Origin of the sequence: Prosthecomicrobium sp. N25 (assembly GCF_037203705.1) — a bacterium.
In the GTDB taxonomy this organism is placed as follows: domain Bacteria; phylum Pseudomonadota; class Alphaproteobacteria; order Rhizobiales; family Ancalomicrobiaceae; genus Prosthecodimorpha.
The window spans coordinates 1-23,334 of sequence record NZ_JBBCAT010000007.1 but is presented as its reverse complement, the minus strand read 5'-3'; the positions used below and the strand labels follow the sequence as shown (position 1 = coordinate 23,334).

Here is a 23,334-nt window from a genome sequence, read left to right as displayed (position 1 = left end):
GCGCTACAGAGGGGCATGACCCCGATCCGCATCGACGACCCTGACGATCCGCGCATCGCCGCCTTCCGAGACATCCGCGAGCGAGACATGGTCGGCCGCGAAGGGCTCTTCGTGGCGGAGGGCGAGGTCGTCCTGCGGGTGCTGGCGCGGGCCGCGGAGGTCGAGCCGGTGTCGGTGCTCATCGCCGAGAACCGGGCGGCGGGACTTCGGGACGTGCTGGAGGCTCTCGACGGCGTTCCGGTGCATGTCGCGCCCCAGCCGGTGCTCGAGAGGATCGCGGGCTTCCCGCTGCACCGGGGCATCCTGGCTCTGGGGCGGCGCCGGGCGACGCACGAGGGCGGCGCGCTCCTGGCCGGGCTCTCCGGGCCGGCGGTCGTGCTCGTCCTCTGCGGGATCGCAAACCACGACAACATGGGCGGGATCTTCCGGAACGCGGCGGCCTTCGGCGCGGCGGCGGTCCTGGTCGACGCCGACTGCTGCGACCCGCTCTACCGCAAGGCGATCCGGGTCTCGGTCGGCGGCGCGCTCCTGGTGCCGACGGCGCGGCTCGGGCGCGGGCAGGATCCGCTCGCGCTCGTGGAGGCGGCGGGCTTCCGGGCTGCGGCGCTGTCGCCGGGCGGGGAGACCGACGTGGCCGACTGGCGGCCGCCGGCCCGTGTGGCGCTGTTCCTGGGAGCGGAAGGGCCCGGGCTCGCGCCGGACCTGATGGCGCGGATGACGACGCTCCGCATCCCCATGGCGGGCGGCTTCGACAGCCTCAACGTGGCGACGACGTCCGGCATCGTGCTGCATCACGCGACCCGTCGGCGGGCCTGAACGGGTGGAGAGCTTTCACGGAAACGGCCCCGCCGAGGGGCGGGGCCGCTGCCTATCGGATGCCGCGCGGGCGCGGTCAGGTGTTGCGCGAGCCGCTGCCCGGGTTGTTCACCTTCGGGCGCCAGTCGTCGCCGAGCTCGGTCGAGCCGGAGGCGGACTGGGTGCCGGTCTTCGGCGTCGAGGTGACGCCGCCGGACGTGCCCGCGCCGGAGGGGCCGGCGCCCGAGGAGCCGGTCGGGCCGGAGCCCGTGGTCGACGAGCCGGGCGAGGCGGAGCCCGTCGTGGAGGCGCTGGTGGTGCCGGTCCGCGGCGCGCCCGTTCCTCCCGTCTGGCCGTACTGGCCGGCCGAGCTCCCGGACGTCGGCGAGGAGGAACCGGCGGTGCCGGATCCGGTCCGCGGCTGGCCGGACTGGCCCGGTTGCCCGGACGGCTCCGAGCCGGCGCCCACCATGCTGTCCATGGTCGAGGCCACCTTCTCGCCGACCGACGAGATCGTCTCCTCGGCCCGTTCGGCCCAGTCGGACGCGGTCTCGCGCGCCGCCTGCCGGGCCCTCTCGGCCTGTTCGGCGGCGACGTCCATGGCCTGGTCGCGCAGGCGGTCGGCGGTCTCGCCGAAGAGGCGGTTCTCGGCCCGGGTGTTGGGCAGGGCAGCGCCGAGGGCGGCGCCGACCGCGAGGCCGATGGCGCCCATGATCAGCGGCTGCTCCTCCATGACGTGCTGCAGGTTCGAGCCCATGCGGCCGGCCTGGCGGCCGACGCGACGGGCCGCGTAGCGACCGCTCTCGGCCCACTCGCCGGCCATGTCGGTGGCCGAGCCGGCGTACTCGCCCGCCTGGCCCGCCATGCCGCCGGCCCGGTCGGCGACCATGTGCGCGCCGTCCGAGAGGCCGCGAGCGGTGCCGACGACCGCATCCCGGACCGCGCCGGCGACGCCCGTGACGGCGTCATAGGCCGTCGAGACGATCGAGGCCGCGCCGGAGGCGGTCGACGAGGCGACGTCATAGGCCGTCGACGCGACCGTGCCGACGCCGGAGGCCGTCGCGGTAGCGGCATCGGCGGCCATGCGGGCGCCGGAGGCGATCCCCGAAGCCGCGCCGGAGACGGCCGAGCCGGCCCCGGAGACGGCGGACCGCACGCCGGAGCCGACCCCGCCCATGGCCGCGCCGGCCGCGTGCATGGCCGAGCCGGCGGTGTCCATGGCCGAGCCCATCATGCCGCCCATGCCGGAGCCCTGGGCGTCCTGGTAGGAGCGCGGGCCGGGCGTCGCCCAGCGTTCGTGCTCGGAGCCGGCGTAGCTGCCCACGTAACCGGGCTGGGCCGCGCCGCGGCGCTCGCCGGCCATGAGCCAGGCGATGCCGGCGCCGATCAGCATGACCGGCAGGGGGTTGTCGCGGACCGTGCGGCCGAGGTTGCGGGTGAAGTCGCCGCCGCCCGAGCCGCGGGCGTAGTCCATCAGCTGGTCGACGACCTGGCCGGGGGACATGCGGTCCCGCAGCTCGTCGAGGGTCTCGCGGACCCGGTAGCGGGTGTCCTCGACCTCGCGCTCGATTTCGTCGGAAGACTTCGAGCGGCTGCCGTTGGTGCGGCCCCGCATGGCCGCCTCGTCGATATTGCTCATCGGACCTGCTCCTTGACCACGGCCGCATCGCGCTGCAGCTGCTCGGTCGTCCTAACGGGGGTGAGGTTGGTGGCCTTCATTTCGTTCTTGCCGCGGTTCAGCATGAGGTAGCCGCCGGCGCCGACCAGGATCGCGACGATGAGGAAGCCCCATCGCGGATCGAGGCCTGCGTAGTCGAGCCAAGCCACGACCGCGTGCAGGAAGAAGAGCAGCGCCGCCAGCAGCAGCACGCCGCCGACGCCGACCTGGGCGGCGCCTCCGGCGAACTGGCCCGCCTTCTCGGTCATCTCCGTCTTGGCGAGCTGGATCTCCTTGCGGAACAGCGTCGACATCTGATCGACGAGATCGCCGAAGAGGTCGATCACGGACCTTTGGGTGTCCATGGGTCAGTCCTCCTTGGGCGGCGTCTTGCCCGAGCCGAGCGGGCCCGTGCCGGTGGGATCGCCGCCGGAGCGGTTCTCGGTTCCGGTGCGCAGGCCGTTGGCGGCGCTGGTCGCCCCCGTCGAGCCCGGCGTGCCGGTGCTTCCGGTTCCGGTCGAGCCGGAGAGGCCGGTCCTGCCGCCGGCGGAACCGCTCGAGCCGTGGCCCGTGCCGCCCGTCGTGCTGCCGGAGCCGCCGATGCCGGAGGTGCTGGCGCCGAGGCCGGATGAGCCGCTGCCGGACGATCCGCCGGTCATCGAGCCCGTGCCGGAACTGCCCGTACCGGAGCCAAGCCCGGAGCCGGTGGACCCGGACGAGCCGGTGCCGTGGCCGAGGCTGTCGAGGTGGCGGCTGTGCTCGGTGGCGCCGGAGCCGGTGGTGCCGCCGAGGGTGGTGGAGCCGGCGCCGATGCCGGCGCCGGTCGTCGAAGCGCCCGCGGTGCGGCCGGCGGAGCCCATGCCGCCGGTCGACGAGCCGCCCGTGGAGGACCCGCCGCGGCCGACGCCGCTCTCGTGGCCGTAGCCCGAGCCGCCCGGCGAGGAACCGCTGCGCGCGCCGTAGGTCTCGGTCGAGGACCCGCCCATACCACCGCGGCCCGCGCCGCTGTCGCGGCCGGCGTAGCTGTCGTTGCGGGCGCCGTAGCGGCGGTTCTCGTTGGAGGACATGCCGCCCGTATAATCGGAGCTGCCGCCCATGCCGCGATGCATGCCCGCGGACGGGCTGCGGCCGTAGTCGGTCTCGCCGTAGCCGGAGCGTCCGGCGGAACCCTGGCCGTAGGAGCCCTGGCCGCGGCCCATCTCGCTCATCCGGCGGTCGTGACGCGCGGTGCTCGACAGGAAGCGCGAGACCGCGAAGCCGGCGGCGAGCGTCATGCCGAAGAAGGCGAGAGGCTCGCGGCGGGCGAAGTCGTCGACGTCGCGGATGAGGCCGCGCAGGCCGCGGTTCTTCATCGAGTCGGCGAAGTCGTCGACGGCCTGGGCGGCGTCGCGGGCGTAGCTCGCGAGCTCGGGGGACGTGCGCTCCAGCTCGTCGGCCGCCTTGTGGACGGCGCGGGTCGCATGATGCACCGTCTCGGCGCCCGACTGGATGTAGTCGCGGGCATACTCGTCCGCCTTGCGGGTGGCCGCGTCGGCGTATTCGCTGCCCTTCTGGTAGGCCGTGTCGGCGAGTTCGCTCGCCTTCTGGCGGGCGGCCTCGGACATGGTGCCGAGATCCTCGCGCATGTCTTTGCTGACGGAGGCGAGCCTCTCGTCGGCGCCGGTGCCGGACGTGCGTCCGGTCGCATCCCGCGCGGCCGACCCGGGGTCGTGGCGGTTGCCCATTGAAGTGTCCATCTTGGATTCCTCCCTCGCGCAGGAGACCTGCTGTCGGTCCGGAAAAGGTGTGAAGCCGGCCGGTCCTTCCGCTTGGGGGATCGGCAGAAAGCGCGACCGGTGCCGATAAAGCGAACCCGTCTCAGGCGCGATTGTTCCGAGGCGCCGCGGGGTTCCGCGCCGGTTCCTGCAAGGCCGGGGCGGTCAGGTCCGGCCGAGGGTGAGCCAGGTGGGGTCGAACCACAGGTCGGCGGGCCCGTCATAGGGCAGGCGCGTGATGTCCCAGTGGCGGATGAAGGGGGCGTAGGCACGCCAGACCGCCCCGCCGCCGCCGATGTAGACGCAGCGGCCGCGGTGGCGGGCGATCGTCTCGGCCGGGTCCATGTGGGAGCGGATGCCGATGATGGTCCGCTCCGCATAGGCCTCGGCCGGGATGGACGCCATGGTGCGCGGGCCGACCAGCAGCACGGCCCCGCGGGTCGCGGCCCAGAAGCGCTCCACGTCGGCGCGGTATTCGGGACCCGTCTCGCCCTCCCAGGGCATGTGGCCGTCGAGGCCGAGTTGGCCCCGCCTGCCGATGGCGCACATCGCTCGCACGTCCGACATCGCCCGTACTCCCTCGCCTCGCGCGACCGTGATCAGAGGAACCCGCGAGCCGGCCGGTAAGTTCAGCGGCGGCCCATGACGAACCGGAGCGTGACGACGATGACCGAGACCTCACCGCGCCGGCTCCTGGCGACGCTCCTCCTCGCGGTGGCCGTGCTCCTGCCGGCCGGCCAGGGGGTGCGGGCGCAGGGCGAGCCGGCGGCCGAGAGCGGCGACCAGCAGGGCCGCCGCGGCGGTCCCGGGCCGGGCGCCCAGGCGCGCGTCGCCGCCGAGCCGGTGCCCGGGGAGCTGCCGGCCGCCTCGACCACGACCCATCGGGTCGGGGACCTGACCTTCACGGCGGTGGCCGGCGCGATCCGGCTCACGGAGGAGCGCGGAACGGTCCTGGCGGACATTGCCCAGACAACCTACCGGGTCGACGGCGCCGACCCGCGGCGACGGCCCGTCACCTTCGTGGTCAACGGGGGGCCGGGGGCCTCCTCGGCCTGGCTGCAGTTCGGCGCGCTCGGACCCTGGCGCCTGCCCCTCGACCGCGCCGCCGTGCCGCCGTCGACGCCGCCCGACCTCGCCCCCAACCCGGAGACCTGGCTGCCCTTCACGGATCTCGTCTTCCTCGACCCGGTCGGCACCGGCTACAGCCGCCTTGTCGCCACCGGCGACGACGTCCGGCGGACGTTCTTCTCCATCGACGGCGACATCGAGATGCTGGCCGCCACGATCAGGCGCTGGGTGGAGGAGAACCGGCGCGAAGCCTCGCCGAAATTCTTCGTGGGCGAGAGCTACGGCGGCTTCCGCGGCCCGCTCCTCGCCCGCAAGCTGGCGAACGATCACGGGATCGGGCTGAAGGGGCTCGTGCTGGTTTCGCCCGTCCTCGATTTCCGCATGCGCGACGGCCGCAACCCGATCGCGGCGGCGGCGACCTTCCCCAGCATGGTGGCGGCGGCGCGGGCGCTCGACCCGGCGCTCGGCGATCCGGGCGACCTGGCGGCCGTGGAGCGCTACGCCACAGGGGACTACCTGGCGGATCTGCTCCGCGGCCCGCGCGACAGCACGGCCCGGAACCGCCTGGCCGCCGAAGTGGCGCGGCTGACCGGGCTCGACCCGGCACTGGTGGCGCGGCAGGGCGGGCGGATCGACGCGGGCACCTTCGTGAGCGAGGTCGAGCGCCGGTCGGGCCGGATCGCGAGCCTCTACGACGCGACCGCGCTCGGCCTCGACCCCTCGCCCTTCGACGAGGGCCACGGTTCCGATCCGGTGCTCGACGCCTTGCGGGCTCCCCTGACCTCGGCCGCGCGCGAGCTCTATGCGGGTCGGCTGAACTGGCCGGTGCGGCGGCGATACGAGGTGCTGTCCAACCAGGTCAACCGGCAGTGGGATTGGGGACGGCCCCTCGGGGCGCCGCAATCGGCCTCCGCGCTCGCCGAGGCCCTGGCGGCCGACCCGACCCTGACCGTGACGGTGGTGCACGGCCGCGCCGACCTGGTGACTCCCTACATGGCGAGCAGGCTGGTGCTCGACCAGATCGCGGTCCCTGAGGTCGGCCAGCGTTTGCGCCTGGAGGTCTATCCCGGCGGACACATGTTCTACTTCGACGCCGGCGCGCGGGCGGCGTTCCGGGACGCGGGGCGGCGGGTCATCGAGGGCCCCTGACCCGCGTCGCGCCGGCGGCCGGCGGCTCGTGCCCGGTCTCAGGAACAAGCCGGCCGGGGCCACGTTCCGGTCCAGGGCGACATCCGGGGAGCAGGTGGGATGGCCGGGCGGGAGCGCGAACGGCGCGAGATGGTCGAGCGGCAGCTCGTCGGGCGCGGCATCCGCGACCCTGGGGTGCTCGAGGTGTTCCGAGCGGTCCCGCGCGAGGCCTTCGTGCCCGCCGCAATGGCCGAGGCCGCCTATCGGGACGGGCCGCTGGAAATCGGCGAGGGGCAGACGATCTCGCAGCCCTTCGTGGTGGCGCTGATGATGGAGAGCGCCCGGATCGGCCCGCGGGACAGCCTGCTGGAGGTCGGGGCCGGGTCCGGCTATGCGGCCGCGATCGCGTCGCGGCTCGCCGGCCGGGTGGTCTCGATCGAGCGCATCCCGAGCCTCGCCGCCGTGGCGCGGGCGAACCTCTCGGCGGCCGGGATCGAGGGCGTCACGATCGTGGAGGGCGACGGCTCGACGCCGCCCGGGGCGGAGGCCTTCGACGTGATCCTGGTCGCCGCCGCGGGGCCTCGGGTTCCCGAGGCGCTCGCGGCGCGGCTGGCGCCCGGAGGGCGGCTTGTCATGCCGGTCGGTCCTGGCCGGGACGAGCAGGTTCTGCTGCGCGTCACCCGGCAGGGCGACGGGCGACTCCTCGAGGAGGCGATCGACCGCGTGTCCTTCGTGCCGCTGATCGGGCGGGAGGCCTGGCCGGAGCGCTGACGCCCGACCCGGCCTCCGGGGTCCGCGTCACGGCGTGGCGGGGGCGGCCGGGCGGGACCGCGCGCGGGCGACGAGCCAGTCGCGGATGGTGGCGATTTCCTTCTCCTGCGCGGCGATGATCTCCTCGGCGAGCTTGCGGACGGCCGGGTCCTTGCCGTGCTCCAGCACGGCCTCGGCCATCTCCACCGCGCCGCGGTGGTGGGCCATCATGCCGCGCATGAAGTCCTCGTCCGGATCGCCGCTGGCGGGCTGGTTCATGCCCTGGTGCATGCGCTCGTTGGCGAGCGCCATGGCGCGCTCGTAGGGCGAAAGCGCGACGCGGTCCTGTCCGCCCATCCCCATCATGCCCCCGCCCATGCCTTGCATGCCCATGCCCCGCATGCCCATGCCCTGCATCCCCATGCCGCCCATGCCCATGCCGCCGCCCATGCCGCCGCCCATGCGGCCCATCCCCATGCCGCCCATACGGCCCATGCCCATACCCATACCGCCACCCATCCCGGGGTGGTGCATCATGCCGTGCATCGGCATGTCGCGCATGCCGGAGTGGGGCATGCGGCCTTCGTCCCTGTCGCCTCCCATGCCCATCATGCCGCCGCCGGCCATGCCGCACATGGAGCACATCCCGCCGGGGCCGCCCTGCATGCGCTCGCGGCCGGCCATCCCGGGCATGTTCATGCCTCCAGGCATGTTCATGCCGCCGCCCATGCCGGGCATCCCCATGCCCCGCATCCCCATGCCGCCCATGCCCGTTCCGGGGGCGGGCTCGGCCGCGCCTGGTTGCGGCATGCCGGGGCGGTCCTCGGCCATGCGGTCGGTCCCCATCCGGTTCGCGCCGGCGCCCATGCCGTTCATGGGCGGCACCGGCGACGGCTGCATGCCCGCCGCGGGCGGACCGCCCGCGTCCGGAGTCGCGCCGGGCTGCTTCGGCTCGGCCGCGGTGCCGGCGCCGGTCGGGGCGCCGCCAGGGTGATGAAGCTCGTGGTCCGCGGCCGGCGGTGGGGCCTGCTGGGCCTGCGACGGGCCGGCGGCAAGGACGAGGCTCGCCAGAAGGAGCGAGGGAACGGTGATCCTGTCGAGCGTCATGGCTGTCTCCTGCGGGGCCCGCGTGGCCGGTCCGGAACCGGCCGCGGGGGCATCAGGTTCCGAATTTCCGGCTCACACTAATATTATAGCGCAGGACGAGCCGGCGGGCTTACGAAAGCTGACGAGGCCGGAGGGCGCGGGACGGGACTGCCGCCGGGCGGACCTTCAGAACTCCCCGTGCGGATCGGCGCCCACGAAGGCGATGCGCAGCATGTTGGTGGAGCCGGGGGTGCCGAAGGGGACGCCGCCGGAGATGATGATGCGCTGGCCGGGGCGGGCGAAGCCCTCCTGGAAGGCGATGCGGGTGGCGCGCGCCACCATGTCGTCGACGTCGTGGGCGTCCTCGGAGATGACGCTGTGCAGGCCCCAGACCAGGGTCAGCCGGCGCGCCATGTCGGGGTCCGGCGAGAGGGCGATCAGGGGCGGGAAGGGCCGCTCGCGGGCGATCCTGAGGCCGGTCGACCCCGACATGGTGAAGCACACGATGGCGGCGAGGTTGAGGGTCTCGCCGATCTGGCGGGCGGCGGCCGAGATGGCGTCGGCCCCCGTCGCCTCCGGCTCGGCGCGCTGGGCGGCGACGATGCCCCGGTAGGTCGGGTCCTTCTCGACCTCCTGGGCGATCGAATCCATCATGGCGACGGCCTCGACCGGGTACTTGCCGGCCGCGGATTCGGCGGAAAGCATGATCGCGTCGGCGCCCTCGAAGACGGCGATCGAGACGTCGGAAACCTCCGCGCGGGTCGGCACCGGCGAGGAGATCATGCTCTCCAGCATCTGGGTGGCGACGACGACCGGCTTGCCGGCGCGCCGGCAGGCGCGGGTCATCTGCTTCTGCAGGCCCGGGACGCGTTCGACCGGCATCTCCACGCCGAGGTCGCCGCGCGCCACCATGACGGCGTCGGAGAGCTCGACGATCTCGGCGAGGCGATCGATCGCCTGCGGCTTCTCGATCTTGGCCATCAGGCCGACCCGGTTGCGGGTCACCTTGCGGGCCTCGGCGAGGTCCTCCGGGCGCTGCACGAAGGAGAGGGCGATCCAGTCGACCCCGGTCTTGAGCGCGGCGTCGAGGTCGGCGCGGTCCTTCTCGGTCATCGCCCCGATCGGGATCGTGGTGTCGGGCAGGCTGACGCCCTTGCGGTCGGAGACGCGCCCGGCGACCTCCACGACCGTGTGGACGGCCCGCTCGCCGTCCTTGGAGACGCAGCGCAGGCGGACCTTGCCGTCGTCGACCAGGAGGCGGTGGCCGGGTTCGACGGCACTCAGGATCTCCGGGTGGGGCAGGTGCACGCGCGTGGCGTCGCCCGGCGCGAGGTCGGAATCGAGCGTGAAGGATTCGCCGGCCTTCAGGTCGTAGCCGCCGGCCGCGAAGGACCCGAGCCGGAGCTTCGGACCCTGCAGGTCGGCCAGGATGCCGATCGGCCTGCCGACCGCGCGCTCGGTGTCGCGGATCATCGCCACGAGCTCGGCGAGTCGGGCATGGTTGGTGTGGCTCATGTTGATGCGGAAGACATCGGCGCCGGCGCGGAAGAGCTTCTCGATCGTCTCCCGGTTGCCCGAGGCGGGGCCGAGCGTCGCCACGATCTTCACACGTCTCTTCCGGCGCATCGTTCCCGTCCTTCCCTGGCCCGGCCCGCGGGCGCGCCAGGGTGCGCCCGGGACGGGAGAACCTCCGGCCCGCCCGCATCCTGCGGCGGCGCGGGTGTCCAGCGCATGGTGAACGGTTCCCCCGCGCCTGTCTTGCGGCAGGACCCGGCGTTCGCGCAAGGGCTTGCAGGCGTGGGGCGAACGACTGCGGCGCCGCGCCGCGATCCGGCGGGGCGCGCTACTGGCCGGCCGCGGCGCCGAGGCCCGCGCGGCCGGGCTCGGTCAGCTGGACCGTCCAGCTGCGCTGTTCGCCGGTGTCGATCTCGAAGAAGCCCGTGCGCTCGAAGCCGCGCTTGATGCAGTCCTCGATGCCCTTGATGGTGAAGGTCTTTTCCTGGGTGCACATGAACGAGCGCCCGCTCCACTCGCCGCCCCGGTCGTAGTCGATCGCATAGATGTAGTAGTAGCGGGAGACCAGCGGCCCGGAGAGCAGGGTCTCACAGGTCGAGGCGGGGAGGTTCCACCAGCCCTCGGTCGTCCAGGCGGCCTCGTCCTTGTAGCCGACCGCGATTCCGATCCGGCTCGAGGTCTTGTTGCAGATGCGCAGATCCGCGGCGGCTTCGGTGGCGGTGGCGAGGGCCGCGGCGGCGAGGACTCCCAGTCCGGTCGCGGTCGCGGCGATGGCCCCTCGAACGCGCCGCAGGGGCCGCAGACCTGTGTCGTTCTTCGACTTCATCGCATCCGTATCGGAATGGGCCTGACTTCGGCGGCGCGAGCCACGAAGCGCGGCCATGGCGATTGCGGGTGCGGAGAATGCACGCCCGGCGGAACCGTGTCCAGCCAGCCGCCACCCCCCGTCGGCGAGCGGTTAGGAATGCTCCGAGAAATGCGGCAGGAAAGGGGCCGGCCGGGCACAAAGCGCTGACTCGGCCGTCCTCACCCCTCGCGCGGCCGCGCCACCCAGATGCCGACGAGGATGCCGGCGCCGCCGAGGAGCTCCCAGGTGCCGAGCGTCTCGCCGAACAGCAGGTAGCCGAAGACGGCCGCCGCCAGGGCCTCCATGAAGATGACCAGCGACGAGAAGGCCGCCGACAGGTGGCCGAGCGCGTAGGCGAGGAGGCCCTGGCCGCCGACGTGGCTGACCCAGGCCATCAGCAGGAGCGCGACGACGCCTGAGAGGCCGGCGGGCAGCCAGGCGTTCTCGGCGACGGCCGCCACGAGGCCGAGCACCGCGGCGGTCACGATGGTCGAGCGGTAGAGGACGAGGCCCGGCCGCGCCTCGCGGCGGGCGACCCGCATGGCCAGGAAGTAGAGCCCGAAGAAGAGCGAGGTGCCGACCCCGTAGAGGTCGCCGACGAAACGGGAGGGGTCGAGCAGCGAGCTCGCGCCGATCAGGAGCCCGGCGCCGGCGACGCAGAGGGCGAGGCCGGCGAGCATCGGCCGCGTGACCGGCTCGCCGATGAAGAGGCTCGAGAAGGCCATCACCCAGACGGGCGCCATGGTGGCGAGGAGCGTGGCGTTGGCGATCGTGGTCTTGAGCACCGAGAGGTGCCAGAAAAAGAGATCGCCGGCGAAGAAGAGGCCGGTCAGCACGATCGCCCGCGTCCAGCCGGGGTCGGGCCGCGTGTCGCCGCCGCGTTCGAGCGAGGCCCAGAGGGCGAGGAGGGGCAGGGCCAGGAAGACGCGGTAGAAGGCGCTCGTGAAGGGTCCGACCTCGGCCCAGCGGACGAAGGCCGGCGAGATCGCCATGGCGACGGCACCGAGCACGAGGGCGGCGACGGCGACGAGCACGGTGCGGGACCGGGCGGCAGTGTCGGGGACGGTGGTCATGGAGGTCCTGCAGGCGGCACCGCGGGCCGGGGCTGGCGGTCGGGGCGGGGGCTCACTATCATCCCGCCGACCTCGCGCCCATGGTTTTCTTCATGCCGCCATCCCCGCCTTCGTCCGTGACGGAGGACGCCTACGAGATCATCCCCGGCGATCCCGCCGCCGGCCTCGTGATCCTCGCCGACCACGCCACCAACCGGATCCCGGCCGAGTACGACGCGCTCGGGCTGCCGGCGGAGCAACTCGGCCGGCACATCGCCTACGACATCGGGATCGCCTGGATGACGCGCCGGCTCGCGGCCCTGACCGGGGCGCCGGCGGTGCTGTCGCGCTTCTCGCGGCTCCTGATCGACCCCAACCGGGGCGACGACGACCCGACGCTGGTCATGCGCCTGTCGGACGGCGCGATCGTGCCCGGCAACGCGCGCATCGGGCCGGAGGAGCGGGAGGCCCGCATCGCCCGGTTCTGGCGGCCCTACGACGAAGCCATCGGACGGACCGTCGAGGCGTCGCTCGCCAGCGGGACGGTGCCGACGATCCTGTCGCTGCACAGTTTCACGCCGGTCTGGCGCGGGCGGCCGCGGCCGTGGCACTGCGGGGTGCTGTGGGACCGCGATCCGCGCCTGCCGCACCTGCTGCTCGCGGCCCTCGGCGAGGATCCGGCGCTCGTCGTCGGCGACAACGAGCCCTATAGCGGGATCCTGAAGGGCGACACCATGTATCGGCATGCGACCCGGCGCGGGCTCGCCCATGCGATCCTGGAGGTCCGGCAGGACCTGATCGCCGACCAGGCGGACGCGGAGGCCTGGGCGGCGCGCGTGGCACGGATCTGGGACGGGCTCGCGGGTCGCGCCGAACTGCACCGGATCGAGAGGCACGGGTCCTGGAGCGGCCCGGTCGAGTGACAGCAAAGGAGGCCGCGATGGCCGAACTGGACGAGAAGACCCGCACCGAACTCGAGGCCGCCGCGTTCCGGCGGCTCGTCGATCACCTCAACGGCCGCCCGGACGTGCAGAACATCGACCTCATGAACCTTGCCGGCTTCTGCCGCAATTGCCTCTCGAACTGGTATCGGGAGGCGGCCGAGGCGCGCGGACTGCCGATGACCAAGGACGAGAGCAGGGTGGCGATCTACGGCATGCCGTACGAGGAGTGGAAGGCCAGGCACCAGGGTTCGGCCAGCGCCGAGCAACTCGCCGCCTTCGACAAGAACCGGCCGCAGCACTGAGGGGCGGCCGCCCGGGAGGGGTCCATGGAGGGGCGGAGCTGCGGCAGCTGCACGCTGTGCTGCAAGCTGATGGGCGTGCGCGAGATGGACAAGGGCCGGGGCCAATGGTGCCCCGAGTGCCTGAAGGGGACCGGCTGCCGCATCTACGCGACGCGCCCGCAAAGCTGCCGCGACTTCGCCTGCGCGTGGCTGGAGGCGCCGCCCGGCCCCGCCCGGCAGGCGCTCGGGGACGCGCTCCGGCCGGACCGTTGCCGCGTCATCTTCCTGCCGGGCGAGACCGGCTCCGGGCTCTGCGCCGAGACAGACCCGGCCACCCCGACCGCCTGGCAGCGGCCGGACATCCTCGCCATCCTGCAGCGCACCGCGGCGCGCGGCCAGAAGGCCCTGGCCAGGGCCGGCGCGCGGCGCTGGATCGTGGCGCCGGACGGGACCTTTTCGGAGCTGCCGCCTGCGTCCGATTCGGTCGGATGACCGTGGCGGCGGCGCCGCTGTCGCGTGCGGCGCGATGCCGTCCCCGTTCTCCACAGGGGCCTGGGGTTGCGGGGGCGCGGCGACTTGACCCTCGGCGCGCCGGAGGCTTCACTCCCGCGCCGCCAGACCGCCCTGCCCGAAGGAGAGCCCCTTGTCATCACCCGCCGGCTTCGCCGCCGACCAGCTGAAGTCCTTCGTCGAGCGCATCGAGCGGCTCGAGGAGGAGAAGCAGACGATCCAGGACGACATCAAGGACGTCTATGCCGAGGCCAAGGGGACGGGCTTCGACGTCAAGATCCTCCGGCAGGTGATTCGAATCCGCAAGCAGGACAAGTCCGAGCGGGAGGAACAGGAGGCCGTCCTCGACCTCTACCTGCAGGCGCTCGGCATGAGCTTCGGCGGCGGGCCGGAAGAGGAGTGAGGCCGGCCACGGCCGCATTCCCCTGCGGAACAGGATCGGCATTTCTGACTTCTTAGGAGTTGCCGGTGTACCGTCCGTCGTGGCCACTTTTGCCGTGACACGGACATTTCCCGCATGAAAGCCTCCCTGGTCGACCTGGCACGCGAAAACTCGAGCGAGAAGCGCCGCGAACTCCTGCAGGAGGTCTCCGACCTCTTCGTGGAGGGCGCGGAGGCGCATTCGGACCGGGAAACGATGCTGTTCGGCGACGTTCTCGGCAAGCTGCTCGACCAGGCGCCCCTGGACGACAGGGTGACGGTCTCGTCCAAGGTGGCGGCCCTCGTCCAGACCCCGCGCGAACTGGCCCTGCAGCTGGCCAACGACGACTCCGCCGTGGCCGCGCCGGTGCTGCGCCATTCGCCGGTCCTCACCGATTCGGACCTGGTCGACCTGGCGAAGCGCAAGAGCCTGGATCACCTGCAGGCCATCTCGCAGCGTGCCACGCTGTCCGAGGCGGTCACGGACGTGCTGGTCGACCGGGGCGATTCCGCCGTCCTCAACACGGTCACCCGCAACCTGGGCGCCCGCTTCTCGGATCAGGGTTTCGAGACACTGGCGGCGAAGTCGGAAGGGGACAACGACCTCGGCGAAGCCTTGTCGTTCCGGGCCGACATGCCGCCCGGCGTGGCGCAGGGGCTCGTCGCCCGCCTCAACCCGGCGGCGCGCCAGCGGCTCGAGCACCTGATGAGCCAGAACTGGGATGCGGTCGACGAGATCATCGACCAGGCCCGCCGGGAGATGGAGGGCTCGCGGACGGACCATCGCCGCAGCCGGCTGGAGAGCAAGGTGATGGTCGCCGACGTGCGCGAGGGCAAGCGCAGCGTCAACGACGTGCTCGACCAGCTGATCATGAAGAAGCGGATCCTGGACGCCGCCTACGTGCTGTCGGAGCTCGCCTCGGTACCCGAGGCGCACGTCAACAACGTGCTGCACAAGGTCAACCCCACCGGCATCGCGGTGGTGTGCCGCAGCCTCGACATCGCGGAGACGACCTACGACCGGCTGACCCGGGTGCGCTGCGAGAAGCTAAAGCTCAACGCCGCGCAGGTCGAACCGATGGTGCGGGATTACCGCGCGCTCGACAAGGCGACGGCGGAGCGCGCCATCCGGTTCCACAAGGTCCGTTCCACGGTCTCGCGGGTCGGCTGAGCCTCAGGGCAGACCCAGCGAGGCGCGGGTCAGGCGGCCCATGGTGGCGATCAGCACATAGGCCTGGTAGTCGCGCTCGAACCCGGCCAGGACGCGGCCGATCTGGGCGGAGACCAGTTCCTCCTGGGCATCGAGTTCGTCCATGACGGTGCGCTGGCCGGCAGCCGCCTCCTTGCGGACGCCGAAGACGGCTGCGGCGGCCGCCTTCACCTGCCGGTCGAGCCGCTCGATGCGGCGGATCGCGGCCCGGTGGCGCTCGAAGCTCGCCTCCGCGGCGGCGCTGACGCCGACCTTGGTGTCGATCGCCTCGTAGCGCTTCTGGCTCGCGACCGCCTTGGCCTCCTCGATGCGGGGGAGGAGCCCGGGGGTGACGAGGGGGATGCGCACGCCGAGGCGGACGCGGACGTCCTCGCGCCGCGCGATGGCCGACGAGTACTGGTACTGGTCGAGCCGCGAGATCTCGAGGTTCACGGTCGGGGCGAGGTCGCTCGCCGCGGATTTTGCCGCGAAGGCGGCGGCGTCCGCGGTCAGGGCCGCGGCCAGGAGCTTGGGGTTGGCATCCCGGGCGCCGGCAACGGCTTCGCCGGCGGACCGCGGCAGCAGGGCGGTGGGGACCGTCGGCTTGTTCAGGGCCTCGGGCTTCGCGCCGGTCATCTTCTCGAAGTCGACACGGCTGGCGGCGAGCTCGCCGCGGGCGCGCTCCAGATCCGCCTTGGCGAGTTCCAGGCGGGACTCCGCCTGCGCGATGTCGGTCTTCGTCGTTTCGCCTCCGCCGAAGCGGGCGCGGGCGGAGGCGACGATGCCGGCGACGAGCTCGACGTTGCGCTGGCGCAGGGCGACGACCTCGCGGTCGCGGACGACCGCCAGGTAGGCGGCGGCGGCATCGAGCAGCACGGACTGCTCGGTGTCGGTCAGGAGGTGGCGGCCGGCACGCTCGGCCGCCTTGGCGCGGTCGAGATCGTTCATCCGCTTCATGCCGTCGAAGATCGGCTGGGTCAGGGTTATGCCGGCGCTGTAGGGCTCCGTCGGGCCGGTCGGCTGGGCCGGCCGCACGTAGGTCTCGCCGTGCAGGGTTCGGTCGATGGAGGCGGTGACGGTCGGCAGGAAGGCCGATCGCGCGGCGTTCACGCCCTCCACGGCCGCCTTCTGCCGCTCCATGTCGGCCTTCAGCCGCGCGCTCTCCCGCATCGCGGCCGCGAGCGCGTCGTCGAGGTTGTCGGCCGCCGCCGGCGAGGCCGCCAGGACGACCGCCCACACCGCCAGGGCGGCGCGCGACCATCGGCGCATCGTGGAATGGGAGGCTCGGGCTCGGCGCATGCGACCTTGTCTCGCCGGCGGGGGGCGCCGGGATCTCGCCGAGTATCGATTTGTTAAGGTTAACGCTTCGTAAAGGCGGGGCAAACCGGGTCGCGCCGGGTCAGCGTTCCGAGAAGGCGAGGTCGACGGACCGGAAAATCGGCTTCAGGAGATAGCGCAGGACGGACTTCTCGCCGGTGACGATCTCGGCGCGGGCGACCATGCCGGGGAGGATCTGATGGGTCTCCCGGCCCCGCGTCACGGTGGTGTGGGAGAGGGAGAGGGTCGCCTTGTAGAACGGGACACCCTTGTCGTTGGTGAAGGTGGTCGGGGAGATGTCGACGACGGTGCCCTGGATCGGTCCGAAGGCCTCCGGGTCGAAGGCCGTCAGCTTGATGCGGGCGGGGTGGCCGATGCGGACGTAGCCGGAATCCTGCGGATCGAGCCGGGTCTCGACCAGCAGCCGTCCGTCGAGGGGGACGATGTGGGCGGCAGGCTCCCCGGGCTTCAGCACGTCGCCGGGCGACTTCGGCACGAGGTCCTGGACGATGCCGCGCACGGGGGCCCGCACGAAAAGACGATCGACGCGGTCGCGGGTCTTGGCGATCATCTGCTCGACCTCGGCGAGTTCCGCCGTGGTCTTGGCGAGCTCGGTCGACCACTCGACGTGCTTGGTCGCCTCCGCCTCGGCGCGCTGGCTCTTCGCCTCGGCGACCGCGCCGCGGCCCGCCGTGATCTGGCCCTCGACCTGGGCCATGCGGGCGCGCACCTGTTCCACCTGGACCTGGGCGTCCAGGTAGGCATTGCGGGACGCGTAGCCCTCGCGCATGAGTTGCTCGCGCAGCCGCAGGCGCTCGGCATTGGCGGCGAGCTGGGTCTGCAGGCTCTTCAGCTCGGATTCGGCGGCGGCCAGGGTGGCGCTGCGCTGGACGACGCGGCTGTCATGCGTCTCGGTGATCTTGGCGAGCGCGTCGCGTTCCCGGCGGTAGAGGGCCGTGTTCTCGACCACCGCCGAATCCGTGGCGGCCCCGGCGGCCTCGAAATCCGGAGCCGTCCCGGCGAGGAGGGCCTTCAGCCGGATGACGGCGGCGAGATGGCCGGCGCGGCGGGCGGCGAGCTGCCCCAGGTCGCTGGACGCGGCCGTCGGTTCCATGCGCAGGATCGGCTGGTCGGCCTCCACCACGGTGCCGGCCTTGACCAGGACCGCCGCCACGATGCCGCCCTCCAGATGGTGGACCGGCAGGGTCGACCCCTCCGGTACGACCTGGCCCTCGGCGACCGACAGCTCCTTGATGGGCGCGACGGCGAACAGGACGAGGAGAATGCCGACCGCGGAGGTGACGCTGATCATCAGGCCGCGAAAGAGCGCAGGCCATCGTCCCGCCTCGATCTCCAAAGGGAGCGCGAGGTGGTCGACGGCGGGGCGGTCGATCGGGAAAAGGACCCGCTTCGCCGAGAGGAGAGCGTCTGCTGTTGCCAAGTCAAGCGCCCGCGTTCGGATGCGGCCTGTTCACGCTGCGGCAATCATCCTGCAGCTTGGTAAACAGGGCCTTGACGATCGCCGCTTTTTTGCTGCTGTGCGGAAGGTTCCGGGCGGCCGTCGGCGACGATGAGGCCGCGTTCAAGGCGGATCACCCGGTCGCAGGCGCGCATGTGGCTCGGCCGGTTGGTCACCAAGATCACGGTCGCCTTGCCGCGCAGCTCGTTCAGCCGCGCCACGAAGGCGGCGTCGCCGTCGCGGTCGAGGTAGGCGCCGGGGTCGTCGAAGAGGTAGATCGACGGATCGCGCACGTAGGCGCGGGCGAGCGCCAGGCGGGTCAGCGTGCCTTCCGAGAAATCCTGCAGGCGCGAGGTCCGGATGCGGGTCTCCAGACCGTCAGGGAAGCGGCTCTCGATATCCTCGATGCCGGCCGCCCGGAGGGCCTCGATCAGGCGGGCCTCGTCGGCGGCGGGGTCCGACATGCGCAGGTTCTGGGCGAGGGTGCCGAAGAAGAAGACCGGGTCCTGGGGCACGTAGCCGATGCCGACGCGGGTCTCGCCGGGATCGAGCTGCTGCAGGTTCAGCCCGTCCAGGTAGATGGTGCCCGCCGCGGCGGGGTAGAAGCCGAGGATCACCTTCAGGAGCGTCGACTTGCCCGAGCCCGCCGGCCCGCTGATGGCGACGATCTGGCCCGCGGGGATCACCAGCGAGACGTTGCGAAGGGCCGGCTCGGCGCGACCCGGATAGCGGTACGCGACCCCGTCGAGCAACATGCGGCCGCGGAAGGACCGGCTGAGGACGGGCGTGCGGGCCGGGTTCCGCTCGGCGGCCAGACGCATGAGGAGATTGACCTGCCGAATGGAGTCGGCGAACTGGCCGAGGTTGTTGATGGCCAGGAAGGCCGTCTGCAGCGGGGCCAGCAGGCGCCAGATGAGCATCATCACGGCGATCAGGCCGCCGAGCGACAGGTTCCCCTCCATGACCAGGATCGAGCCGACCGCGAGCGTGCCGACGCCGGCCAGCTGGGACAGCGACTGGGTGGCGGCCTGCAGGGCGCTGTCGAAGAACTGGGCGCGGAACTTGTTGAGGATCGCGTCGCGCGCGATCGAGCCGTAGCGGGCGGCCCAGAGCCGCTCCGCGCCGAGGTGCCGGATCGTGTCGATCTTGGAGAGGCTTTCGACCAGGAAGGTCTGGCTGCGGGAGACCGCGGTCCCGGTCGCGGCCACGTTGCGGCGCGTGACCGGGATCGTGATGGTGGCGAGCACGCCGAAGAGGACGACGAGGCCGATCGGGATCAGGACGAAGAGGCCCCCGACGAGCCCCAGCGCGGTCAGGAAGATGATCGTGAAGGGGAGGTCCAGCAGGGCGTTGACGAGGTGCCCGGTGAAGAACATCCGGATCCCCTCGAACTGCCGGAAGCGGGAGATCTGGGACGCCACCGAGGACTGCTCGACCATCTGGATGGGCAGCAGCAGCACCTTCTCGAAGGCCGCGTTGGCGAGCGCCGCGTGGAAGCGTGCGCCCACGTAGGCGACCAGCCCGGCACGCATGTGGCGCAGGTGGAACTCGAAGGCGACCAGGAAGGAGATCGCGGCGCAGAAATAGACAAGACTCTCGAGAGCCTGCGTGGAGATGACGTGGTTGTAGACGTTGGCCACGTAGACCGGGGTCGTCATGGCGAGAAGGTTGGTCAGGAAAGTCAGGGCGACGACCGCGGCGATCGGGCGCTTGACGTGCCACATCGCATTCCAGAACCAGGTGCCGCGAATGCCCTTCTGCGGTTCCTGGTCGGCGGAGGCCGGGTTGACGAGCGTGACGGTCTCCAGGCGCGAAGTCGGCGGTTCGTAACGGTAGGACGCGGTGGTGCCGTCGTAGACGAGGAAGCCGTTCTCCGGATCGCGGGCGAGCAGGACGGCCGGCCCCTCGTCTCGCTCCAGGAGCGCCGGCAGGCTCTCGTGCGCGAGGCGGGCGAGCGGAAGCCTCGCCCGGCGGGTGCGGTAGCCGAGCCGGTAGAGCACAGCGCAGAACTCGCCGAGGTCGGCGACCGGCTCGAGATGGGGCATCACCTCGAACAGGCGCCGATGGTCGCCCGGCCAGCCGAGCGTCTCCAGGAGGGGGCGCAGGCAGGCTTCCAGCGGCGTGCGCGGGGCGTGTTCGGGGGCCAGCCGCGGTCGCGCCTCGAAAACCTGCGCGAGCAGGTGCTGGAGGCCGCGCACCCCCTCGGCCGTCCCGCCGGTCCCGATGGGTGCGGCCGGCCCGGCGCCGTCGCCCGGCCCCGTCTGCGACGGCCCGCTCATGGGCTCGTCTCCGGCCGGGACGCGGGCGGAACGGCGGGCGGGGTCGCGGGTGCGCCCGGAGGCGGCGGGGCGGGACGCTCCACGCGCGCCAGCCGGCCTGCCTCGCAGTGCCAGATCTCGGTGGCGGCGGCGGCGTAGGACGGCCGGCTCGAGGTCATCAGCACCGTGACGTGGCCGGCCAGCCGGGCGATCGATTCGATGAGGCGCTTGTCCGCCTCCGTGTCCAGGAAGGCCTGCGGCTCGTCGAGGATCAGGAGGCGCGGTCCGAGGGCGAGCGCCCGGGCGATCGACAGGCGCTTCAGGAAGCCGAGCGGCAGGGTCTCGGAGATGCCTTCGCCGAGGCGGGTGTCGTAGCCGAGCGGCAGGCGGTCGATTTCCTTCTCGAGGTCGATCAGGCGCGTGGCGCGACGGACCTGGTCGGGGGTGGGGCCGCCGCCGAAGAGCGTCAGATTCTCCAGGATCGAGCCGCGGAAGAAGCTCGGGTTCTGCGGGACCAGGACCACGGCGCCGACCCGGGTCGCCCGGAACGCCTGGGCGTCGATCCCCCCGACCGTGGCGGTCCCGACGTGCGGTGTCGTCTCGCCGGCCGCCAGGCGCAGGAGGTTGCTCTTGCCGCTCCCGTCCGGGCCCACGAGCAGCGCGACGGCGCCCGCCTCGACCGCCCAGTCCAGGTTCTCGAAGAGCGTTCCGCTGGCCGTCGTGAGAGACACGGAGCGGAACGCGACCGCGACCGGGCCGTCGGCCTCGTCCTGTTCCACGAGGGCCGGACGCTGCAGGGCGAAGACCTGCTCGATGCTCTCCAGGCCCAGGCGCATCTTCTGCACCTCGTTCCAGAGCGAGGCGGCGCCGAGAATCGGCTGGATGACCCGGCCGGACAGGAGCGTGCAGGCGGAGAGCATGCCGATGGTCAGCCGGCCGTCCACGGCGAGCCAGGCGCCGAAGGTGACCATCGCGATCATGGTGACGTTGCCGAGGGTCGTGACGGTCGATTCGGCCAGCAGGGCGGCCTCGATGGAGCGGTAGTCGATCTGGGCCGCGCTCGCCTGCAGCCGCTCGAAGCGGCGCAGCATCAGGGCCTCCATGGCGAGGCCCTTCAGGGTGGTGATGCCGGACAGGCTGTCGGAGATGAAGTCGTAGATCTTGGCGTCCTGCTGGTCGCGGCTCTCGAGCATCGCCTTGAGGGTGCGGCCGAGCCGCATGGTGACGACCGCGAAGACGAGCAGGACCGCGAGGGCCACCACGACCAGCCAGCCGCCGATCATGGCGATCATGACCAGGAAGATCCCCACGAAGGGCAGGTCCAGCACGAGAAGCCGGGACCGTCCCCCGAAGAAGTCGCCGAGCCGCTGGACGGAGCTCATCATCTGCATCAGCCGCGCAGGCGGATGGGCGGCGTGCAACTCGCGCGGGGCGAAGAGGATGCGCGAATAGGCCTCGATCATGGAGACCTGGCTGAAGCGCGCCGCCGACCAGGCCACCACGTAGCCGCGCCCCACCCGCAGGCCCGCCTCGATCAGGGCCACCACGAAGAGGGCGACCACCAGGGCCAGCAAGGTCTCGGTCGAGCGGTGCGGGATGATGCGGTCGTAGACCTGCAGGATCCCGAGCGGCATGGCCAGCCCGAGGATGTTGATGGCCACGGAGGCGAGGACGACGCTCGTCGGCAGGCCGAGGAACTGGGTCTGCGGCAGGCCCAGGCGGTCGAGCTCCGCCCGGCCGATCCCGAACTGGGCCGGCAGCGACGTTCGGCGCTCCCCGATCTCTGCCGTGCTCATCCGACCTGCAACGCCCCTTGCCGACCCGATCCGGCGGCTCCGCAGCGGATCCCGCCTTCCTGCGGGCATTGTGACGCCGAGGGGTTTGCGAACCGTTAACCATCTGCGCGCACTGACCGTTAAGCACGGATTCGAGAAGGGGTACGGCAGGTTCCCGCAGGGGGCGTGTCGGGTATTCGATTCAAGCTTTCGTTACCGCGGGGCGTGAGGGTCGAACGGGGTATCGGGTCTTCCCGACAGCACCCCCCGTCCCCGACTGCCGGATTCCTCGTGATGAGCAAATCGCCCGCTTCCGCACCGCCCGCCGCCGCCGCACCGGCCGCGAGCGTCGCAGCCTCGCACGAGGACGAGCTCGCCCGGCGGGTGAAGGAGTTCCTGCTGGCGGAGACGCCGGTCGAGCGCAGCGACATCGTCAATGCGAACCTGCATTTCGGTTCGAAGGGCCCGGACGGCATCGCGGATGCGATACCCGCAGGGTCGCCAGGCGGGGCCGGCGCGTCCCCGACGAGCCCTCAGGACGTCGCGGCCCTGCCCGGGCACGGCCCTTCGGGCATGGCGCAAGGCCGGCACGCCACGGGGCTCGGGGATCCCGAGACGACCCCGCCCCCAGCCGCGACGCCCTCCGGCCATTCCGACCCCGCCACCGCGGGACACGCGGGCAGGGCGGGCGCGGCCATGGCGCCGGAGTCCTCCCTGACCGCCGCCGCCGCCGGCAGCGAACCGGGCACGCCCATCCCGGTCGCGTCGGCCACGCCGGCCGTCGCCCCCGGCCTGGCACCCGCCGCGATGCCGGCCGGGCCGGGCACCGCGGAGGCCGCCCCACCCTCCGCCCCGCCGCCCAACGCCGCGCCGACCGACATGACGCTCGACCGCACCGGAACCGTCGCGGAGACGGCCGGCACCGGCGCCGCGGTCGCCACCGTGTCGGTGCAGGACCCGGACGGGGCGGACGGCTTCACCTTCTCGCTGGTGGACGATGCCGGCGGCCGCTTCACCATCGACCCCGCGACCGGCGCCATCGCGGTGGCGCCCGGCGCCGTCCTCGACCACGAGACCGAGCCCAGCCTGTCGATCACGGTCCGGGTCACGGACAGCGCCGGCCACCAGTTCACCCGCAGCTTCACGATCGCGGTCGAGGACCGCAACGACGAGACCCCGAGCGACATCGTCGTGACCGGCGGCACGATCGCGGAGAACAGTGCGGGCGGGGCGGTGGTTGCTACGCTCTCAACGGTCGACGCCGATACCGGGGAGACCTTCACCTACAGCCTTGCCGGCACGGATGCCGCGAGCTTCGTGGTCGTCGGCAACGAGATCCGAGTCGCGCCCGGGGCGGTGCTCGACTTCGAGGCGGGGGGCACGCGGACCTTCGACCTGACGGTCACGGACGCGGCCGGGCACAGCCGGACCGAGACGGTCACGGTCGACCTGACCGACGTCAACGACAACGGGCCGAGCGACATCCTGGTCTCGGGCGGCACCATCGCCGAGAACAGCGCCGGCGGCAC

General features: G+C 72.4%; 21 protein-coding genes. 9 read left to right on the top strand and 12 right to left on the bottom strand.

The window, feature by feature from the left end; genetic code table 11:
• Positions 1-15: 15 nt before the first annotated feature.
• Positions 16-816: a TrmH family RNA methyltransferase gene (locus tag WBG79_RS27100; protein ID WP_337360378.1), complete on the top strand. Its 801-nt coding sequence runs from the start codon at positions 16-18 to the stop codon at positions 814-816.
• Positions 817-892: 76 nt separating this feature from the next.
• Here the strand turns inward: WBG79_RS27100 and WBG79_RS27095 are convergent, their stop codons facing one another.
• From WBG79_RS27095 to WBG79_RS27080, 4 genes are all read right to left on the bottom strand, one after another.
• The gene (locus tag WBG79_RS27095) at positions 893-2,434 is read right to left on the bottom strand and encodes a DUF3618 domain-containing protein (protein ID WP_337360377.1); all 1,542 of its coding nucleotides are present in this window, start codon (positions 2,432-2,434) and stop codon (positions 893-895) included.
• Positions 2,431-2,817 carry a phage holin family protein gene (locus WBG79_RS27090; RefSeq protein ID WP_337360376.1) on the bottom strand — a complete coding sequence of 129 codons (387 nt, stop codon included), beginning with the start codon at positions 2,815-2,817 and terminating at the stop codon, positions 2,431-2,433. Before WBG79_RS27090 ends, WBG79_RS27095 begins: the two co-directional genes overlap by 4 nt.
• A gap of 3 nt (positions 2,818-2,820) precedes the next feature.
• Entirely contained in the window at positions 2,821-4,188 is a 1,368-nt protein-coding gene (locus WBG79_RS27085) for a YtxH domain-containing protein (RefSeq protein ID WP_337360375.1), read from the bottom strand.
• A 183-nt stretch (positions 4,189-4,371) separates the two neighbouring features.
• The gene (locus WBG79_RS27080) at positions 4,372-4,773 is read right to left on the bottom strand and encodes a dihydrofolate reductase (RefSeq protein WP_337360374.1); all 402 of its coding nucleotides are present in this window, start codon (positions 4,771-4,773) and stop codon (positions 4,372-4,374) included.
• A gap of 99 nt (positions 4,774-4,872) precedes the next feature.
• Here WBG79_RS27080 and WBG79_RS27075 point away from each other — a divergent pair, with 99 nt between their 5' ends.
• Positions 4,873-6,423: a S10 family peptidase gene (locus WBG79_RS27075; RefSeq protein ID WP_337360373.1), complete on the top strand. Its 1,551-nt coding sequence runs from the start codon at positions 4,873-4,875 to the stop codon at positions 6,421-6,423.
• A 99-nt stretch (positions 6,424-6,522) separates the two neighbouring features.
• Positions 6,523-7,173, top strand: a complete 651-nt coding sequence (locus WBG79_RS27070; protein ID WP_337360372.1) for a protein-L-isoaspartate(D-aspartate) O-methyltransferase — start codon at positions 6,523-6,525, stop codon at positions 7,171-7,173.
• Positions 7,174-7,200: 27 nt separating this feature from the next.
• On the opposite strand, the gene copM is transcribed toward WBG79_RS27070, so the two are convergent.
• The 4 genes from copM to WBG79_RS27050 form a co-directional block, all read right to left on the bottom strand.
• Positions 7,201-8,259, bottom strand: a complete 1,059-nt coding sequence (gene copM, locus WBG79_RS27065; protein ID WP_337360371.1) for a CopM family metallochaperone — start codon at positions 8,257-8,259, stop codon at positions 7,201-7,203.
• A gap of 165 nt (positions 8,260-8,424) precedes the next feature.
• Positions 8,425-9,864, bottom strand: coding sequence for a pyruvate kinase (gene pyk / locus WBG79_RS27060; protein WP_337360370.1), 1,440 nt, complete (start codon positions 9,862-9,864; stop codon positions 8,425-8,427).
• 217 nt (positions 9,865-10,081) lie between these two features.
• Positions 10,082-10,579: a DUF1036 domain-containing protein gene (locus WBG79_RS27055; protein ID WP_337360369.1), complete on the bottom strand. Its 498-nt coding sequence runs from the start codon at positions 10,577-10,579 to the stop codon at positions 10,082-10,084.
• A 200-nt stretch (positions 10,580-10,779) separates the two neighbouring features.
• Positions 10,780-11,673, bottom strand: a complete 894-nt coding sequence (locus tag WBG79_RS27050; protein ID WP_337360368.1) for a DMT family transporter — start codon at positions 11,671-11,673, stop codon at positions 10,780-10,782.
• Between the two features lie 80 nt (positions 11,674-11,753).
• Here WBG79_RS27050 and WBG79_RS27045 point away from each other — a divergent pair, with 80 nt between their 5' ends.
• The 5 genes from WBG79_RS27045 to WBG79_RS27025 all read left to right on the top strand — a co-directional run bounded on the left by WBG79_RS27045 (position 11,754) and on the right by WBG79_RS27025 (position 14,978).
• Positions 11,754-12,575 carry an N-formylglutamate amidohydrolase gene (locus WBG79_RS27045; RefSeq protein ID WP_337360367.1) on the top strand — a complete coding sequence of 274 codons (822 nt, stop codon included), beginning with the start codon at positions 11,754-11,756 and terminating at the stop codon, positions 12,573-12,575.
• A gap of 17 nt (positions 12,576-12,592) precedes the next feature.
• Positions 12,593-12,898: a DUF1244 domain-containing protein gene (locus tag WBG79_RS27040; protein WP_337360366.1), complete on the top strand. Its 306-nt coding sequence runs from the start codon at positions 12,593-12,595 to the stop codon at positions 12,896-12,898.
• A gap of 24 nt (positions 12,899-12,922) precedes the next feature.
• Complete coding sequence (locus WBG79_RS27035) at positions 12,923-13,369, top strand: hypothetical protein (protein WP_337360365.1); 447 nt, start codon at positions 12,923-12,925, stop codon at positions 13,367-13,369.
• A 151-nt stretch (positions 13,370-13,520) separates the two neighbouring features.
• The gene (locus tag WBG79_RS27030; RefSeq protein WP_337360364.1) at positions 13,521-13,790 is read left to right on the top strand and encodes a DUF2312 domain-containing protein; all 270 of its coding nucleotides are present in this window, start codon (positions 13,521-13,523) and stop codon (positions 13,788-13,790) included.
• A gap of 114 nt (positions 13,791-13,904) precedes the next feature.
• Positions 13,905-14,978: a DUF2336 domain-containing protein gene (locus WBG79_RS27025; RefSeq protein WP_337360363.1), complete on the top strand. Its 1,074-nt coding sequence runs from the start codon at positions 13,905-13,907 to the stop codon at positions 14,976-14,978.
• A gap of 3 nt (positions 14,979-14,981) precedes the next feature.
• On the opposite strand, the gene WBG79_RS27020 is transcribed toward WBG79_RS27025, so the two are convergent.
• The 4 genes from WBG79_RS27020 to WBG79_RS27005 all read right to left on the bottom strand — a co-directional run bounded on the left by WBG79_RS27020 (position 14,982) and on the right by WBG79_RS27005 (position 21,826).
• Positions 14,982-16,295, bottom strand: a complete 1,314-nt coding sequence (locus tag WBG79_RS27020) for a TolC family outer membrane protein (RefSeq protein WP_337360362.1) — start codon at positions 16,293-16,295, stop codon at positions 14,982-14,984.
• Positions 16,296-16,395: 100 nt separating this feature from the next.
• Positions 16,396-17,754, bottom strand: coding sequence for an HlyD family type I secretion periplasmic adaptor subunit (locus WBG79_RS27015; protein WP_337360361.1), 1,359 nt, complete (start codon positions 17,752-17,754; stop codon positions 16,396-16,398).
• 44 nt (positions 17,755-17,798) lie between these two features.
• Positions 17,799-20,051 (bottom strand): peptidase domain-containing ABC transporter, encoded by a 2,253-nt coding sequence (locus tag WBG79_RS27010; RefSeq protein ID WP_337360360.1) that lies wholly within the window; start codon positions 20,049-20,051, stop codon positions 17,799-17,801.
• Positions 20,048-21,826: an ABC transporter transmembrane domain-containing protein gene (locus WBG79_RS27005; protein WP_337360359.1), complete on the bottom strand. Its 1,779-nt coding sequence runs from the start codon at positions 21,824-21,826 to the stop codon at positions 20,048-20,050. The genes WBG79_RS27010 and WBG79_RS27005 overlap by 4 nt, the downstream gene beginning before the upstream one ends.
• A 273-nt stretch (positions 21,827-22,099) precedes the next feature.
• Between WBG79_RS27005 and WBG79_RS27000 the strand changes: the two genes are divergently transcribed.
• Positions 22,100-23,334 (top strand): cadherin domain-containing protein (locus WBG79_RS27000; protein WP_337360358.1); only part of this gene is annotated, 1,235 nt, incomplete at its 3' end.